At 69.0% G+C, this 16,205-nt stretch carries 13 protein-coding genes; 5 read left to right on the forward strand and 8 right to left on the reverse strand.

Going from position 1 to position 16,205, the window contains the following annotated elements; all coding sequences use genetic code 11:
- Positions 1–251: 251 nt before the first annotated feature.
- The gene (locus AB0F41_RS27110; protein ID WP_357428579.1) at positions 252–887 is read right to left on the reverse strand and encodes a DUF3239 domain-containing protein; all 636 of its coding nucleotides are present in this window, start codon (positions 885–887) and stop codon (positions 252–254) included.
- 41 nt (positions 888–928) lie between these two features.
- A complete protein-coding gene (locus AB0F41_RS27115) occupies positions 929–2,599 on the reverse strand; it encodes a DNA repair helicase XPB (protein WP_357428581.1) in 1,671 nt (556 codons plus the stop codon).
- A gap of 137 nt (positions 2,600–2,736) precedes the next feature.
- On the opposite strand from AB0F41_RS27115, the gene AB0F41_RS27120 reads away from it, so the two are divergent.
- Positions 2,737–3,381: a LysE family translocator gene (locus tag AB0F41_RS27120; RefSeq protein ID WP_357428583.1), complete on the forward strand. Its 645-nt coding sequence runs from the start codon at positions 2,737–2,739 to the stop codon at positions 3,379–3,381.
- Between the two features lie 42 nt (positions 3,382–3,423).
- Here the strand turns inward: AB0F41_RS27120 and sigJ are convergent, their stop codons facing one another.
- A complete protein-coding gene (gene sigJ, locus AB0F41_RS27125; RefSeq protein ID WP_357428585.1) occupies positions 3,424–4,353 on the reverse strand; it encodes an RNA polymerase sigma factor SigJ in 930 nt (309 codons plus the stop codon).
- Positions 4,354–4,458: 105 nt separating this feature from the next.
- On the opposite strand from sigJ, the gene AB0F41_RS27130 reads away from it, so the two are divergent.
- Positions 4,459–5,034 carry a GNAT family N-acetyltransferase gene (locus AB0F41_RS27130; protein ID WP_357428587.1) on the forward strand — a complete coding sequence of 192 codons (576 nt, stop codon included), beginning with the start codon at positions 4,459–4,461 and terminating at the stop codon, positions 5,032–5,034.
- Positions 5,035–5,213: 179 nt separating this feature from the next.
- Here AB0F41_RS27130 and AB0F41_RS27135 read toward each other — a convergent pair whose 3' ends face one another.
- The 3 genes from AB0F41_RS27135 to AB0F41_RS27145 all read right to left on the reverse strand — a co-directional run bounded on the left by AB0F41_RS27135 (position 5,214) and on the right by AB0F41_RS27145 (position 7,994).
- Positions 5,214–6,305 carry a 3-deoxy-7-phosphoheptulonate synthase gene (locus AB0F41_RS27135; RefSeq protein ID WP_357428589.1) on the reverse strand — a complete coding sequence of 364 codons (1,092 nt, stop codon included), beginning with the start codon at positions 6,303–6,305 and terminating at the stop codon, positions 5,214–5,216.
- A 247-nt stretch (positions 6,306–6,552) separates the two neighbouring features.
- Positions 6,553–7,020: a carboxymuconolactone decarboxylase family protein gene (locus tag AB0F41_RS27140; protein ID WP_357428591.1), complete on the reverse strand. Its 468-nt coding sequence runs from the start codon at positions 7,018–7,020 to the stop codon at positions 6,553–6,555.
- 98 nt (positions 7,021–7,118) lie between these two features.
- Positions 7,119–7,994 carry an oxidoreductase gene (locus AB0F41_RS27145; RefSeq protein WP_357428593.1) on the reverse strand — a complete coding sequence of 292 codons (876 nt, stop codon included), beginning with the start codon at positions 7,992–7,994 and terminating at the stop codon, positions 7,119–7,121.
- 204 nt (positions 7,995–8,198) lie between these two features.
- On the opposite strand from AB0F41_RS27145, the gene AB0F41_RS27150 reads away from it, so the two are divergent.
- Positions 8,199–9,806, forward strand: coding sequence for an AMP-binding protein (locus AB0F41_RS27150; protein WP_357428595.1), 1,608 nt, complete (start codon positions 8,199–8,201; stop codon positions 9,804–9,806).
- Between the two features lie 140 nt (positions 9,807–9,946).
- Here the strand turns inward: AB0F41_RS27150 and AB0F41_RS27155 are convergent, their stop codons facing one another.
- Positions 9,947–11,263, reverse strand: a complete 1,317-nt coding sequence (locus tag AB0F41_RS27155; protein WP_357428597.1) for a salicylate synthase — start codon at positions 11,261–11,263, stop codon at positions 9,947–9,949.
- Between the two features lie 241 nt (positions 11,264–11,504).
- On the opposite strand from AB0F41_RS27155, the gene AB0F41_RS27160 reads away from it, so the two are divergent.
- Together AB0F41_RS27160 and AB0F41_RS27165 are read left to right on the forward strand one after the other, a co-directional pair.
- Positions 11,505–13,997 (forward strand): glycerol-3-phosphate 1-O-acyltransferase, encoded by a 2,493-nt coding sequence (locus AB0F41_RS27160; RefSeq protein WP_357428599.1) that lies wholly within the window; start codon positions 11,505–11,507, stop codon positions 13,995–13,997.
- On the forward strand, positions 13,994–15,493 hold the full coding sequence (locus tag AB0F41_RS27165; protein WP_357428601.1) for a 1-acylglycerol-3-phosphate O-acyltransferase: 1,500 nt from the start codon (positions 13,994–13,996) through the stop codon (positions 15,491–15,493). The genes AB0F41_RS27160 and AB0F41_RS27165 overlap by 4 nt, the downstream gene beginning before the upstream one ends.
- Here the strand turns inward: AB0F41_RS27165 and AB0F41_RS27170 are convergent.
- Positions 15,449–16,168 carry a polyprenol monophosphomannose synthase gene (locus tag AB0F41_RS27170; RefSeq protein WP_357428603.1) on the reverse strand — a complete coding sequence of 240 codons (720 nt, stop codon included), beginning with the start codon at positions 16,166–16,168 and terminating at the stop codon, positions 15,449–15,451. The genes AB0F41_RS27165 and AB0F41_RS27170 overlap by 45 nt on opposite strands.
- Between the last annotated feature and the right edge of the window lie 37 nt (positions 16,169–16,205).

Here is a 16,205-nt window from a genome sequence, read left to right on the forward strand (position 1 = left end):
CAGAGGGAGGGAGCGCAGCGACCGACCGGCGGGAGTGAAGAACCGGGTTAATAGGGCCCCACCCTCGAGCGGCGGAGCCGCTCCAAAATTACAGCCCGACCCTTGACGGAGGCGTCGATCCGAACCTTCCTTGGCGGTGGGGCCGCTTCAACCCATCCCGACCCTTAGCGGAGGGGTCCACCCGAACCCCCTCTTCGCGGTGGGGTCGCTTCACCCCACCTCCCCACCCTCCGCCGAGGAGCCGCTCCAAATCACAACAGCAGGCGTTTGGTGGCGCTCCGGTGCACCTGCTCCGCGAGGGCGAGGTTGTCGGCCAAGAGGCACCATTCGGCCTCGTCGATGGCGGCTCGTGCGCGGTCTATCACTGCGGTATCCGCTGTGCCCCAGGCGATCGGCATGGTGTCGACCGGGAGCCAGCGCTGACCGATCGAGCGGGTGGTGAGGTCGCCGCGCACCGCGATGGCCGGAACCTGCTCGCCTTTGGCGAGCCGATGTCCGGGGAGCACGCGCACTTTTTTGGTCACCAAGGCGTGGCGCGACTCCCCGGTGTCGCGGCTCGCGACGTTCACCAGGGCGAGCAGAATCGTGCCCCGGGCGTTTGTATCTGTGACGACGGCGGGTACGAGCTCTCCTTCCGCGTAGAGCCGCGCGATTCCGGCCCGCCGCGGCGCCCACAGCGCCACCCAGAGTGCGGTGGCGGCGCCCAGGGCGCAGGCCAGGGCCAGGGGGTAGGACCAAGGGTGCCCGAGCCGGATCAGGTAGGCGGTGGCCGCGGCGGCGAGCAGTGCGGCCGGGACGGCGGCGAGACGGACCCGGCGGCGTCCGGCGAGCACTTCGTTGACCGCGTGGGCGTGCCGGCGGTCCACCGCGAATTCGAAGCGTCGCACGTCGCCATTCCTAACACAGTTCGCCGGGTCCGGGCCGTCCCTTATTGATCGCCCTGGCCGACCGCGGGTCCCAGCAGGTCGTCGGCATCGACGATCCGGTAGGCGTATCCCTGTTCGGCGAGGAAGCGCTGCCGGTGGGCCGCGTAGTCGGCGTCGAGGGTGTCACGGGCGACCACCGAATAGAAATGCGCCTGACCGCCGTCGTGTTTGGGTCGCAACAGGCGCCCGAGCCGCTGGGCTTCTTCCTGCCGCGATCCGAACGTTCCGGAGACCTGTACGGCGACCGATGCTTCCGGCAGGTCGATGGAGAAGTTCGCGACCTTGCTCACCACCAGTACCGGGATCTCGCCGTTGCGGAAGGCGTCGAATAGCGCCTCCCGTTCCTTGTTCTTGGTGGAACCCTGGATCACCGGCGCGTTCAGCGCGGTGCCCAGCTCCTCCAGCTGTTCGAGGTACGCGCCGATCACCAAGGTCGGCGCCGAGCGGTGTCGGGCCAGGATGGATTCCACGACCGCGATCTTGGTGCGGGCGGTGGAGCAGAGCTTGTAGCGTTCCTCGGGTTCCGCGGTCGCGTAGGACATCCGCTCGGCGTCGGTGAGGGTCACCCGGACTTCGACGCAGTCGGCCGGGGCGATCCAGCCCTGGGCCTCGATATCCTTCCACGGCGCGTCGTAGCGTTTCGGCCCGATCAGCGAGAACACATCGCCTTCGCGGCCGTCCTCGCGGACCAGGGTCGCGGTGAGACCCAGGCGTCGCCGCGACTGCAGATCCGCGGTCATGCGGAATACGGGGGCGGGCAGCAGATGCACCTCGTCGTAGATCACCAGGCCCCAGTCGCGGCTGTCGAAGAGTTCGAGGTGCTTGTATTCGCCTTTCGATTTCCGGGTGATGACCTGGTAGGTGGCGATGGTGACGGGGCGGATCTCCTTGCGTTCCCCGGAGTACTCGCCGATCTCCTCGTCGGTGAGCGAGGTGCGCGCGATCAGCTCCCGCCGCCACTGCCGGCCGGCGACGGTGTTGGTCACCAGGATGAGGGTGGTGGCCTTGGCCCGGGCCATCGCGGCGGCGCCCACCATGGTCTTGCCCGCACCGCACGGCAGCACCACCACTCCCGACCCGCCGGCCCAGAACGAATCGGCGGCCATCTCCTGATAGTCGCGCAGCTGCCAGCTCGCACCCTGGAAGTCCAGATCGATGTCGTGGGCTTCCCCGTCGACGTAGCCGGCGAGGTCCTCGGCCGGCCAGCCGATCTTGAGCAGTTGCTGTTTGATGTGGCCCCGTTCCGACGGATGCACCAGCACGGTGTCCTCGTCGAGACGCTCGCCCAGCATGGGTGCGATCTTCTTGTGCCGGAGTACCTCCGCGAGCACCGCGCGGTCCAGACTGACCAGCGTCAACCCGTGCGCCGGATGCTTGACCAGCTGCAACCGCCCGTAGCGGGCCATCGTATCGACGATATCGACCAGCAGCGGCTGCGGGACCGGGAAGCGCGAATGCCCGACCAGCGCGTCGACCACCTGCTCGGCGTCGTGGCCCGCCGCCCGCGCGTTCCACAGCGCCAGCGGGGTCACCCGGTAGGTGTGCACATGCTCGGGTGCCCGCTCCAGCTCGGCGAACGGCGCGATCGCCTGCCGCGCCACATCCGCGAGTTCGTGATCGACTTCCAGAAGAACTGTTTTATCGCTCTGCACGATAAGTGGCCCGTCCGGCACGGGACACCTCCTCACCTCGGCTGGCGTCCATTGTCCCCGAACCCTCCGACAGCGGCCGCGGCCCGGGTCGAACAGGGGGGCCAGTGCCCGCCGACTGGACCGAGACATCGGCCGCGGGCGCATCCACGATGGGATCCATGATCGAGTACTCCGCGATGGCCGGGGTGGCGGCGGCCGCGCTCGGGCTCGTCCTCACCCCCGGTCCGAACATGATGTATCTGGTCTCCCGGACCATCGCGCAGGGCCGCCGGGCGGGCCTGATCTCGCTGGCCGGGGTGGCGGCCGGATTCGGCGCGTACCTGACCGCCGCGACCACCGGGATCACCGCCGTCTTCGCCCTGGTTCCGCAGCTCTACACGGCACTGAAGATCGCCGGGGCCGCTTATCTGCTGTGGCTGGCGTGGAAGACGATCCGCCCCGGCGCGACCTCGGTGTTCGCCCCGGCTCCGCTGCCGCGCGAGTCCACCGGGCGGCTTTTCACGATGGGCCTGGTGACCAACCTGCTCAATCCCAAGATCGCGGTCATGTACCTGGCGCTGATACCCCAGTTCGTCGCACCCGGCAGCGGTCCGGTGTGGTGGCAGAGCCTCTGCCTGGGGTCGGTGCAGATCTCGGTGGCGCTGGTGGTGAACGCGCTCATCGTCGCCACCGCGGGTACGGTCGCCGGGTTCCTGGCCGGTCGTCCGGTATGGCTGCGCGTGCAGCGGTGGCTGATGGGCACGGTACTGGGCGCGATGGCGACCCTGCTGCTCGCCGACCGCACCCGTCCGGCCCCCGCCTGACCGGTTTTCTCCCGCCCGGAGCGGTCCCGGGCCGACTCCGGGTCAGCCGAGCCGGAGACCGGTCAGCTTCGCCGGGTTGGCAATGTCGTAGGTGCCCCGGACCCGGCCGTCGACCACGGTGAACCCCATCACCCGCGACGGGTATCCGGGATACCCGTCGCTCTCCGGGCGGCCGTGCACCAACGCGCCGAGCTGGCCGTTCACTCGCACGAACTCGACTCCGGACGCCAGGAAGTCCACCCCGGGGCGGTCCAGCCCGTAGCGGTGGAGGAGCCCGGCGAACAGGCGCGCCACCTTGTCCGGCCCCACGATCACATTGCGGGCGGTCGGGGTGGTGCCGCCGCTGTCGCCGATCATCACCGCGTCCGGATGCAAAACCGCCGTCACGGCGGCGGTGTCACCGCGGTCCAGCGCCACCATCAGCCGCTGCACCGCCGCCTCGTGCTCACTGTCGGCCACCGCTTCCGGGGTCTGCTCCCGCACGGCCTTCCGGGCCCGGGCCGCCAGCTGCCGCGCGGCCTCCGGGGTGATGTCGAGGATGGCGGCTATCTCCCCGTACGGGATATCCAGACCTTCGTGCAGAACGAACGCGACCCGCTGCGGTGGGGTGAGCCGGTCGAGCACCACCAGTGCCGCCAACCGGAATTCCTGGCGCGCCACCACCGTGGCCAGCGGATCGGGATGCGCCGACCGCGCGAACGGGGTCACCACGGGTTCCGGAAGCCACTGGCCCACGTAGTTTTCCCGGCGTACCGCCGCGCTGCGCAGCCGGTCCAGGCACAACCGGGACACCACCGTGGTCAGCCAGGCCCGCAGATCCTGGATCTCCGATTGCGAGGTGCCGGCCAGCCGCAGCCAGCTCTCCTGGACCGCGTCCTCGGCATCGGCGACGCTGCCGGTCAGCCGGTAGGCCACCCCGAGCAGATGCGCGCGATGCGATTCGAACAGGTCGGCGAGAAGCGCGGCTACCACCGCCCGGATTCTACGGACCGGCCTGCCTCCGGCCGGCGCCGCCCCGGCATACCGGACCAGGAAAAACAGATGCCACAACGGGACTCGGCTGCCACCATGTAGCAGATGGAGGAGTGCACACTGACCGATGGCACCGTCTGGCTGAGCCGGCCGGTGGAGTCGGATCTGGACGCGATCACCGAATGCTGCCAGGATCCGGCGATCCGCGAATGGGTGACGATTCCGTGGCCCTACGGGCGCCGGGACGCGGTGGACTTCGTCGGTGAAACCGTCGCGGAGGGCTGGGCCGGCCGCAAACCGATCTGGGGTATCCGGCTCGCCGAGCACGGCCGGTTGATCGGCACCGTCAGTCTGGGGTGCCGGCCCCGGGACGATACCGCCGCCGAAATCGGTTTCTGGCTCGCACCCGGCCACCGCAAACAGGGGCTGATCTCGCGGGCCGTGACCCTCGTCTGCGATTTCGGCTTCGACCCGGATGGGATGGGGCTTATCCGTATCTTCTGGCGCGCGTTCACCGGCAATCATCCGTCGGCCGCGGTCGCCCGGAAGCACGGATTCCGCTATGAGGGGCTGGCCCGCCTCGGCAGTGAGCATCGAGGTGTCCGGCGCGACCACTGGATGGCCGCCCGGTTACGGACCGATCCACCCGGCCCCGCGGGCAACTGGCCGGCCGGGATCTGAGACGCGATACCGGCACGACGGACGAGAGGCGCCGGCGAGATGCTCCGCCCGCGCCCGCGGACCCCACGGTCCGCGTGGCGCGGCGCCGGGCACCGCCGGCGAAGACCTTCACCGCCGCTGCGCGCCAACCGTCAACCGCCGCTGCGCGCCAACCATAAACCGCCGCTGCGCGACGAAGGTCAACGCTGCCGCCGCTGCGCGACCGCGTCGGCGAGACGGTTCAGCTGGGCCGCGGTGGTCTCCCAGTCCATGCAGGAATCGGTGATCGACTGACCGTAGGTGAGGTCCTCGGCCTTGCCCAGGGTCAGGTCCTGGCGGCCGGCGGCCAGGAAGCTCTCCAGCATCACGCCCACCACACCGGGCTCTCCGGCGGCCAGCCGTTCGGCGATATCGGCGACCACGATCGGCTGGCGCTCATGGTCCTTGTTGCTGTTGCCGTGGCTGGCGTCGACGACGATCCGCTGCGGCAATTTCGACTTCTCCAGGAGGGCGCGGGCGTCGGCCACCGACGCGGCGTCGTAGTTGGGGCCGTTGGATCCACCGCGCAGGATCACATGGCAGTCCTCGTTACCGGCGGTCTGGATGAGCGCCGAGCGACCCTCCAGATCGGTACCGGGGAACACATGGCTCGCGGCGGCGGCCCGGACACCGTCCACCGCGACCTGTACGTCACCGTCGGTGCCGTTCTTGATCCCCACCGGCATGGACAGGGCACTGCTGAGCTGGCGGTGCACCTGGCTGGCCGCGGTACGGGCACCGATCGCGCCATAGGACACCAGATCGGAGATGTACTGGGGGGTGATCGGGTCGAGGAATTCACAGGCCACCGGCAATCCCAGCGCGGTGATATCGAGCAGCAGCTGCCGGCCGATCCCCAGCCCTGTGTTGACGTCGAAACTGCCGTTGAGGTGCGGATCGTTGATCAGGCCCTTCCACCCCAGGGTGGTGCGCGGCTTCTCGAAGTACACCCGCATCACCAGATGCAGCCGGTCGGACAGATCGTCCGATACGGCGGCGAGACGCCGGGCGTAGTCGAGGGCGGCCGCGGGATCGTGGACCGAGCACGGGCCCACGATCACCATGAGGCGGTCATCGGTGCCGTTGAGCACATCGACGGTGGACCGGCGGCCGGCGCGAACGGTGGCGGCGTGGTCGTCGGTGATGGCGTGCACCCGGCGGACCTCCGCCGGGGAGCGTAAGGGGCTCACACTGAGGGTGCGTTGATCGTCCAGATCAGAATGTGTGGCGTCGATATCGACTGCGGTGGTCATCGTGGGTGTCCTTCTCGTTCATGCCGACCCACGGAACAATCCCCGTCGAGCCGGTCGTCCGGCTCGGGGTGAACTGGTCAGCGCGCGTGGTTGCCGCAGACCGACCCGCCCCGGGCCGGCTTGCTAAACCAGAAATACACGCGCTGCACGGTCGATCAGGTTACCAGGATGAACCGGCGAGGTGAATCCGGGGCGGAATCAGCCCGGATCGAAGTGATAGTTGACACAATTCCGCCCCGGTTCCGATTCAGAACTGACCGGGCTCGTAGCTACCGGCCGGAGTGTGCGCGATGGCATTGAGCCGGTTCCAGGTGTTGATAGCCGCGATCGCCGCCGTGAGCCCGCCGATCTGCTCGTCGTCGTAGTGCTTACGCACCCGCTGCCAGGTCTCGTCGTTCACGCCGCCGCCGTCGGCCAGCCGGGTGGCGGCCTCGGCGAGCTCCAGGGCCGCGCGTTCGGGTTCGGTGAACACCGTCGCCTCGCGCCAGGCGGCGACCAGGTTGATCCGCGTCGGGGTCTCCCCGGCGTGCGCGGCGTCCTTGGTGTGCATATCCACGCAGAACGAGCAGCCGTTGATCTGGCTGACCCGGATCTTCACGAGTTCGTGGGTGGCGGCGGGCAGGCCCGAATCGGCGACCGCCTTCTCGGCGGTGATCAGCCGGCGGGCGAAGCTCGCGGTGACCTTGTTCTCGAAGACGTTCATACGGGGTTCCATCGCGTTGTCCTTTCATCGCTGCGTTCTTGTCAGGTAGACGACGCGCACCGAGAAGATGTGACATACCCGCGAGAGTTCTTTTCCGGTGGATCGGCCCGTCAGGCCGTGAAGTCGAACTTCACCCCGGTCAGCCGCTCCGACAGATCCCACAGCGAGCGGGCGGTGAGTTGATCCTTGGCCCGCTTGGAACAGCCCGAGGGGCCCGGATATCCACGAGAGCCGCCCAGCCCGGTGGGCCCGTAGTAGCCGCCCGGGCGGACGGTGGCCGTGGCGGCGAACAGTTCCGGCAACGCGCCCATCTCCGCGCTCTGCGCGAGTTTGTTACCGATGGCCATCACCTTGTCCAGGATGGATTCGGTATGCGACTGCAGATCGGTGGCCGCGTATCCCGGATGCGCGGCGATCGCCAGTTTCGCCGATCCGGCGGCGGTCAGCCGGCGCTGCAACTCGAAGCTGAACAGCAGATTCGCGAGTTTCGACTGACCGTAGGCAGCCCAGCGCTTATAGGGCCGGCGTTCCCAGTTGAGGTCGTCGAGGTCGATGGCGCCCATGGTGTGGGCGCTGCTGGAAACCGTGACGATTCGTTCGCTGATCTTGCCCAGCAGTAGGCCGGTGAGCGCGAAATGGCCGAGGTGGTTGGTGCCGACCTGCATTTCGAACCCGTCGGCGGTCCGGCGCAGCGGCAGCGCCATGACGCCCGCATTGTTGATCAGGACGTTCGCGCTCTCCACCTCGGCGGCGAACGTCCGCACCGAGGACAGATCGGCCAGGTCGAGGTGCCGGACGACCGCCCGCTCCCCGATCTCGTCCGCGACGGCGCGCGCCTTGTCCAGATTCCGGCAGGCCAGGACCACCTGCGCTCCCGCCCCGGCGAGCGCCCGGGCGGCCACCGCGCCCAGCCCGCTGTTCGCCCCGGTGATGATGAAGGTCCGACCCTGCTGATCCGGGATGTCCCCGACGCCCCAACCACTCATGGGCCGAGTCTAATGCGCGGCGGCGCCGCGCACCGGATACGACGATCGCAGGGCCGGGCGGCCGGGCCCGGGATTCGGATACGGTCCGCTACCAGCGGATGAGATACCCACCCCTTTCCAAAATAGGTAGGGTTGCCTAACCTATTCTCAGACCAGGAGCGCGCCGCACACGCATTCGGGTCCCAGCTTTCCAAGAGGCATATCGTGACTTCCACCGCCGCCGGCACCCACCGTGACGGTTATGTTCCCTTCCCGGCGGACTTCGCCGACGCCTACCGGGCCGCCGGCTACTGGACGGGCACCACCGTGGGCGAGCTGCTGCGCGATACCGCGCACCGGCTGCCCGCCCGGCCGGCGCTCCTCGGCGATCGGCCGTTGACCTACGCCGAACTCGACACCGAGGCCGACAGGATGGCCTACGGATTCCTCGCCCTCGGGATCGCCCCCGGTGACCGCGTGGTCGTGCAGCTCCCGAACGCTCCCGAGTTCGCGATCGTGCTGTTCGGTCTGCTGCGGGCCGGAATCATCCCGGTTCTCACCCTCCCGGCCCACCGCCGCGCCGAGATCGAGCATCTCGCCGAATTGTCCGGCGCGGTCGCTTACCTGATCGCCGACCGGCACGGCGATTTCGACTACCGCGAACTGGCCGCGACCGTGCGCGACGCCGTCCGATCACTGCGTCACGTCCTGGTACTGGGCGACCCCGGGGAATTCACCGACCTCATGTCCATCGCCCGGGATTCGGGCACGCTCCCGGCCCCGGACCCCGCCGATATCGCGCTGATGCTGGTGTCGGGTGGCACCACCGGGCTGCCGAAGCTCATCGCCCGCACCCATGACGATTACGTCTACAACGCCACCGCCAGCGCCGCAGTCTGCGAACTCGGCGAAGCGGACGTCTACCTGGCCACCCTGCCCGCGGCGCACAACTTCCCACTGGCCTGCCCCGGCATTCTCGGCACCGTGGCAACCGGCGGCGCACTGGCCTTCACCGCCGACCCGAGCCCGGAGAGCGTGTTCGCGACAATCGAGCGCCTCGGGGTCACCGTCACGGCGGTGGTGCCGCCCCTGGCGCAGCTGTGGTCGGCCGCGGTGGAGTGGGAGGTCGCCGATATCTCCTCCTTGCGCCTGCTGCAGGTCGGTGGCGCCAAATTGGCGGAGGTGAACGCGCGCGAAGTCGCTCCCGCACTGAACGTGACCCTGCAACAGGTCTTCGGTATGGCCGAGGGCCTGCTCAACTTCACCCGCCTCGACGACGACCCGGACCTCATCTGCACCACCCAGGGCCGGCCGCTGTGCCCCGCCGACGAGATCCGGGTCGTGGACGAGGACGGCGCCGATATCGCCGACGGCGCCGAGGGCGAACTGCTCACCCGGGGCCCGTACACCCTGCGCGGCTACTACCGCGCCGCCGAACACAATGCCCGCGCCTTCACTCCCGACGGCTACTACCGCAGTGGCGATCTGGTGCGCCGCCTCCCGAGCGGCCATCTGGTGGTCTCCGGCCGGATCAAGGATGTGATCAACCGGGGCGGGGAGAACGTCTCCTGCGACGAGCTCGAGGAGCATCTGCTCGCGCATCCCGCGGTGCGCCACGCCGCGGCGGTCGGCCTGCCCGATCCCGGTCTGGGAGAGAAGGTCTGCGCGGTACTGGTCGTCACCGAGACGATGCCGACACTGGCCGAGATCAAGGAATTCCTCACCGGCCGCGGCCTGGCGACCTTCAAACTCCCCGATGTCCTGCGCCGGGCCGAGACCCTGCCGGTCACCGCGGTCGGCAAGATCGACAAGAAAGCACTGCGCGCGCAGTGATGAGACCTCCGGAAGCGGCGGCACCTTTCCGCGTTTTCGGCGCGGCTTCGCCGCGCGGGGGTTGCTCATATTGTGGATGCGCCCGGATCGGAGGTGCAGCCGCCACGGCCCGGCGATCGGGCCCGCACCACGCAGCCCGGCTACCGGGCCCGTACCACGTACGGCGCGACGCTGTTGAGTTTCTCGCAGGTCTCCTCGAATTCACGCTCGGGCCGCGACTGCGCCACCACCCCCGCGCCCGCCCGCAGCCACGCGCCCGCGTCGTTCTGATACACCGCGCGCAGCACCAGGGCCGCCTCCAGCGCACCGGTCGGCGAGACCATCAGCACCGCACCCGAGTACAGCCCGCGTGGCGGATCGGAGCGGAAAATCGAGTCCACTCCCGGTCGTTTCGGCACGCCCGAGGCGGTGACCGAGGGAAAGAGCGCATCGAGCGCGTCCCAGGCACTGCGCCCGGCCGCCAGCCGGCCCCGGACGGTCGACGCCAGATGCTGGACGCTGCCGCGTTCGCGGACGGCCATGAAATCCGAGACCGAGGTGGTGCCCGGCTCGGCGATCTCGGTGATCTCGGCGAAGCAGGTCTGCACGCTCATGGCGTGCTCCACGATCTCCTTCGGATCGTTCACCAGATCCGTCCGGGCCGCGCTGTCGATTTCGGCGCCGAGTCCGAACGCGCGGGTCCCGGCGAGGGGTTCGGTGGTGACCGTCCGGTCGTCGCTCACCGAGAGCACCAGTTCGGGGCTGAACCCGGCCGCCTGCAACCCGCCCAGGCCGAGCAGGAAAGAGCGGGCCGGGGTGTTGTTCGCGCGCCCGAGCCGGTAGGTCGCGGGGATGTCCACGGCGAAAGGGAGTTCCACCTTCCGCGAGAGGATGACCTTCCGGTACCGGCCCGCTCCGATCTCGTCGACGGCCTGCGCGACCCGCTCGCGATAACCGGTGTCGTCGGTGCGGATATCGACCGGAAACGGCTGTGGCAGCGGGAGGTCTCGCGACCGGACGACGGTATCGAGCAGGAAGGTGGCCTCCGCCGCGGCGGCGCCGGTGACCCAGACCTTGCCCGCCGTATCGATGCGCACCTCCACCCGGGGCACGATAAGACGGACCAGGGGGGTCGCCGGGCGCAGGTACTCGACGGCGCCGAGCGAGTACGCGCAGAATTCGAATCCGACCCAGCCGTAGGCATTGCGGCCGGTCATCGGCAGTCCGGAGAGCACCTCGTCCATCACCTCGGCCGGGCTCCCGGTCCACGGTTTCGCGGTGGTCTCCCCCGCCCAGTGGATCCGCAGCTCGTCGCTGTCCAATTCGACCGCGCCGATCGGATCGGCGGCGAAGACCCATTCGCCGCCGCGTTCGTAGACAACGTATTCGCCGAATCGTTCTTCGGCGGCCAGGCGGGACATAGCTGCCGCCGGGTCGGTGACATATTCGACGCGTAAACGTTCGTCAGTGGTCGACAACGATCCTCCAAGGCTAACCGACCCAACTCGGAAGTAAGGTTAGCATTACCTTTTCTGGGTACGGGTCCTCGATCGAACGGAAACCGCTCAAACCACCCGGACAGCGCGTCGGCCGTCCATAGTTGTTGCATCGAGTAACTTCACAGCCTGCGGCCGACCCCGGTGCCACCCCGAAGTGCCTCACTCGTCACGATCACCGGCACGCCGCGAACCCACCCGTCCGACGCAGAGGATCCACAGCATGATCGAGCACAGCGGAGGAGTGTCCGCGCCACCCGACAGCCCACCGGAATCAGTGGTCGCACTGGTGGATTCGACGTCGGTCACCGAGCGCGAACTCATCGGCCGCTGGCTCGCGGACGGCGGCATAGCCGCCGAACTGGGCGTGGACGCCCCGGTGACCCAACTGGATCTCGACGCGGCCGCCGTGGCCGGCCGCCTCACCGGACGCGTCGACGATCCGCTGGTGGTCCCGGTCCGGGTGCTGTGGCTGCCGCCCGAACGCGACGGGGTCCGGCGGGTCACATTCGGCGATATGGCGCTGCTCACCAATCCCCGCCGGCCCAATCGGCTCGCCCAGCGACGCCTCGTCGCGACCGCCCCGGACCGCCATCTGGTACTCACCGGCGCGCCGGCCCGGCTCAGCGAACTGCGCGCCAACAATCCCGAGGCCGCTGCGCTGCAGCGCAGCGGCACCACCGAACCGTTCGCGCGGGCGGTGGTACGCGCGGCGGTGCTCGCGCTGGAACGCGCCGAACGCACCGTGATCGGCGACCGGTACAAGATTCCGCGGCTGGTCGCCGAGGAGATCCTGGACTCCCCCGATTTCCTGCGCCGCCTGGAACTGATCGCCGACGAAACGGGCGCCGACCCCCAGGATGTGCACCGGCGGGCCGAGAAGGCCCTCAACGAATTGGTCGCGGCGCAGAGCCGGACCGTCTCGGATCTGTTCACCCAGGCCATGCGGCCCGTGCACGCGTCGACCTGGAATGTGGACTGCGACGAATCCGGGCTCGCCGCATTGCGCGAACTCAACCGGAGCCATCCGCTGGTGTTCCTGCCGTCACACCGGTCCTATGTGGACGCGTTCGTACTCGGCGACGTACTGGCCCGCAACGATTTCCCGCCCAACCACGTCGTCGGCGGCGCGAACCTGCGTTTCTGGCCGATGGGCCCGATCGCCCGCCGGACGGGCACCATCTTCATCCGGCGCAGCTTCGCCGGCGATACCGTGTACCAGGCGGTGGTCGAGGAGTACTTCGGATATCTGCTGTCGCGGCGATTCAACCTGGAATGGTATTTCGAGGGCGGTCGCACCCGCACCGGCAAACTCCGGCCCCCGCGATACGGCCTGCTGAACTATCTGGCCGCGTCCGTGCGCCGGGACCGCGTCGCCGACGCGCTGCTGGTCCCGGTGTCGATCACCTACGAGCGACTCAACGAACTCGGCGCCATCGCCGACGAACAGGTGGGCGGCCGGAAGAAACCCGAGGGTCTGGCCTGGCTGGCCCGCTACGTCCGCAATCAGCAGCATTCGGCCGGGCACGTGTACGTCCGATTCGGTGCCCCGCTGTCGGCGCGCGACCGCCTCGCCGCCCACGGTGATCCGCTTTCGGAGCCCCCGGTCACCATTCCGCTGCACCACACCGACGCCGCCACCCGCACACCGGCCGGATCCGAACTGGACAGACTCAGTGACCAGCTCGGCGAGAAAGAGCGGCGGGCGGTGCAGCGGCTCGCCTTCGAAGTGGCCGTGGGTATCAACGCGGTCACCCCGATCACGGTCAACGCCCTGGTCGCCCTGGCACTGCTCGGCGTCCATCAGCGCGCCCTGACCCTGGCCCAGGTGTACGAGGTGCTGGGCCCGGTCCTGGACTACATCGAAGCGCGAGACCTGCCCCGCGGTGAGATCGCCCAGCTCCGCAACGAGCAGAGCCTGGCCGTCGTCCTCGAACAGCTCTCCCTCGCGAAGGTCGTCACCGTATACCGCAGCGGCGTGGAGCCGGTGTACTCGATCGAGCCCGGCGCACATCTCGAGGCAGCGTTCTACCGCAACAGCGCGGTGCACTGGTTCGCCGACCGCGCGATTCTGGAACTGGCGATCCTGGCGGCCGTCGAGGCCGCGCCCGAGGATCCCACCGGCGCCGTCGGACCCGATACCGATGCCCTCGGCGTCGGCTGGGAAGAGGCGTACCGGCTGCGCGATCTGCTGAAATTCGAGTTCTTCTTCCCGGACCGGGCGGAATTCTCCGAACGGATCACCGCGGAGATGCTGTTGGTCGATCCCGGCTGGCGGACCCGGCCCCGCGATACCCTCGGCAGCGAAATCCTGGCCGCGCTCACCGGCAGCGGTTTCATGATGGCCCACCGGGTGCTGCGTTCGTTCTTCGATGCGCAACTGGTGGTGGCCGAACGATTGGAGGCCCGGGAACCGGCGGCGACGATCGACCGCAAGGCGTTCGTCTCCGAATGCGTCTCGGTGGGCAATCAAATGCTGTTGCAGCAGCGGCTGCACAGCACCGAATCCGTATCCACCGAACTTTTCGGCAGCGCCCTGAAGCTGGCCGACAACTACCGGCTCCTCGAACCCGCCGACCCGGATTCGGAGGAATCCGCGGCCGAACTGGCGCAGCGGCGCCGGGAATTCGCCGACCGGCTGCGCACGATCGGTATCCGCATATCGCGGGCCGCCGCGCTGGACCCCTCCAATCTCCCCGCGGGCGGACCCCGATGAGCGGCGCGGCCGCCGCGGCCGCGGAACCCGGCCGGGGCGCGGAGACCGGGACCATCGACGGACTCGTCGCCGCGATCCGGTCGGGCCCCAGGGGTCCCGGTATCGCCGCCATCGTAGATCTCTCCGCGGCCGCGCAACTGCGATGGGAGGCGGGCCGGCGGAGCCGGGGGGCCGATCGGGAACTGGTCAGTGCCTTCCTCGAACAGATGCGTCACAGCGCCGAGCGCGCCGGGGCCGATGCCGTCGAATCCGCCGTCGCCCGTACGGCCGGACGCACGCCGGAGGAACTGAGCGCGCTGGGCAAGCGCCTGTTCGAACGCGGTTGGTACGACCAGCTGTATCCGGAGGTCTGGCGGCTGATCCAGGAACATATCGAGGCCGGGCATACGGTGCTGCTCGCCGGAACCTCCACCGAACAGCAGCTGCGGCCCGCCGCCGCGGCGCTCGGAATCACGGAAGTGGTGGGATCCCGGCCGGCTGTCGACGCGGGCCGGCTGACCGGCCTCCTGGACGGCCCGGTGCCCTACGGACCGGACAAGGTCGCGGCGGTCGCCGAATTCGCCGGCTCCCGGGGTATCGACCTCGCGCGTAGCTACGCCTACTCCGGCAGTTCCACCGATCTGCCGCTGCTGGCCCGCGCCGGGACCGCAGTCGCGATCGCCCCCGATCCCGCGCTGGCCGCCGCGGCGGCGGAGTACGGCTGGGCGATACCCACCGTCGCGCCCCGGACGGCCCCCACCGCCGGTGACCGGCTGCGCACCCTGCTCGGATTCGCGGCTCTCCTCGGCGGCGCACTGTTCGGCGTACTCAGCAAACTACATACTCGCGACCGCCGGACCATGGCCGACGCGCTCCTGAAATACGGCGCCTCGTGGCCGCTGCGGGTCTGCGGTATCCGGCTGCGGGTCACCGGCGCCGAGCACGCCCGTACGCCGCGGCCCGCGGTGTTCCTGTTCAACCATCAGAGCCAGTTCGATGTGTTCATCGTCCCGACGGCTCTGGGCGCCGGGGTCACCGGCGTCGGGAAGAAAGAGTTGATCCGCAACCCCGTGTTCGGGCCGCTCATGCGGTTCGTGGGCGTCACCTTCATCGACCGTTCCGACACCGAACGCGCCAAGGCCTCGCTGGCACCGGTGGTGCACACCTTGAACGACGGCCTGTCCATCGCCATCGCCCCGGAGGGGACCCGTTCCTACACCCCGCATCCGGGCCGGTTCAAGAAGGGCGCGTTCCATATCGCCGCGCAGGCAGGGGTTCCGCTGATCCCGGTGGTGATCCGCAACGCCGCCGATATCGGCCGCCGCGATTCGATGATCGCGCGTCCGGGAACGGTCGATGTGACGATCCTGCCGCCGATCACGATCGGCGATCCGGCGAATCTAGACGAAACCGTGGCCGCCGTCCGGCGGCAGTACCTGGACACGTTGCTCGACCTGCCCGCGGGTGGATCGCTAGAGAGCGCGCCCGAACAGCAACTTCCACGGCATGAGGGCTGATTCCAGCTGCACCGACAGGCTCATCTTGGACGCTCCGAGGGTCCGCTCCTCGAAGCGGATCGGCACCTCGGCGATACCGATGCCCTGCTTCTTGGTCCGGTAGTTCATCTCCACCTGGAACGAGTAGCCGTTGCTCTGGATCGACCCGATCTCGATGGCCCGTAGCGTATCGGCTTCCCATGCCTTGAAACCGGCGGTGGCGTCCTTGATGCCGAGCCGCAGGATCGCGTTGACGTAGAAGTTCGCCCACGCGGAGAGCGCCTTGCGGTACCACTTCCACTCGGCGGCTGTCGAACCGCCCGGCACGTAGCGCGATCCCACGACCACGCCCGTACCCGGCCGGGCCAGCTCCTCGAGCATGGCGGGAATGACCTCGGCGGGATGGGACAGGTCGGCATCCATCTGGATCACCACCTCCGCCCCCTCCTCGAGGGCTCGGGTGATCCCGGCGATATAGGCGCGGCCCAGCCCGTCCTTCTCGGTGCGATGCAGTACCGTCACCACGTTCGGCAGGTCCAGGGCCAGCTTGTCCGCCACCTCACCGGTACCGTCCGGAGAGTTGTCGTCCACTACCAGCACACGCAGGTCGGGCACGGGCAGCGCGGTGAGCCGCTCCACCGCAACCGGCAGATTGTCCCGCTCGTTGTAGGTCGGCACAACAACGGTAACCCTCAAGGGTCGCCCTCCCTGCTCACCTGGTCTCGCCCGTCAG

The sequence above is a fragment of the Nocardia sp. NPDC024068 genome (assembly GCF_040638875.1).
Lineage (GTDB): Bacteria > Actinomycetota > Actinomycetes > Mycobacteriales > Mycobacteriaceae > Nocardia.

Excerpts from the sequence above, each read along its gene's own strand:
- AB0F41_RS27120 (WP_357428583.1), top strand. The coding sequence starts at position 2,737 with ATGATCGAGTACTCCGCGATGGCCGGGGTGGCGGCGGCCGCGCTCGGG.
- AB0F41_RS27130 (WP_357428587.1), top strand. The coding sequence starts at position 4,459 with ATGGAGGAGTGCACACTGACCGATGGCACCGTCTGGCTGAGCCGGCCG.
- AB0F41_RS27135 (WP_357428589.1), bottom strand. The coding sequence starts at position 6,305 with ATGACCACCGCAGTCGATATCGACGCCACACATTCTGATCTGGACGAT.
- AB0F41_RS27140 (WP_357428591.1), bottom strand. The coding sequence starts at position 7,020 with ATGGAACCCCGTATGAACGTCTTCGAGAACAAGGTCACCGCGAGCTTC.
- AB0F41_RS27145 (WP_357428593.1), bottom strand. The coding sequence starts at position 7,994 with ATGAGTGGTTGGGGCGTCGGGGACATCCCGGATCAGCAGGGTCGGACC.
- AB0F41_RS27160 (WP_357428599.1), top strand. The coding sequence starts at position 11,505 with ATGATCGAGCACAGCGGAGGAGTGTCCGCGCCACCCGACAGCCCACCG.
- AB0F41_RS27165 (WP_357428601.1), top strand. The coding sequence starts at position 13,994 with ATGAGCGGCGCGGCCGCCGCGGCCGCGGAACCCGGCCGGGGCGCGGAG.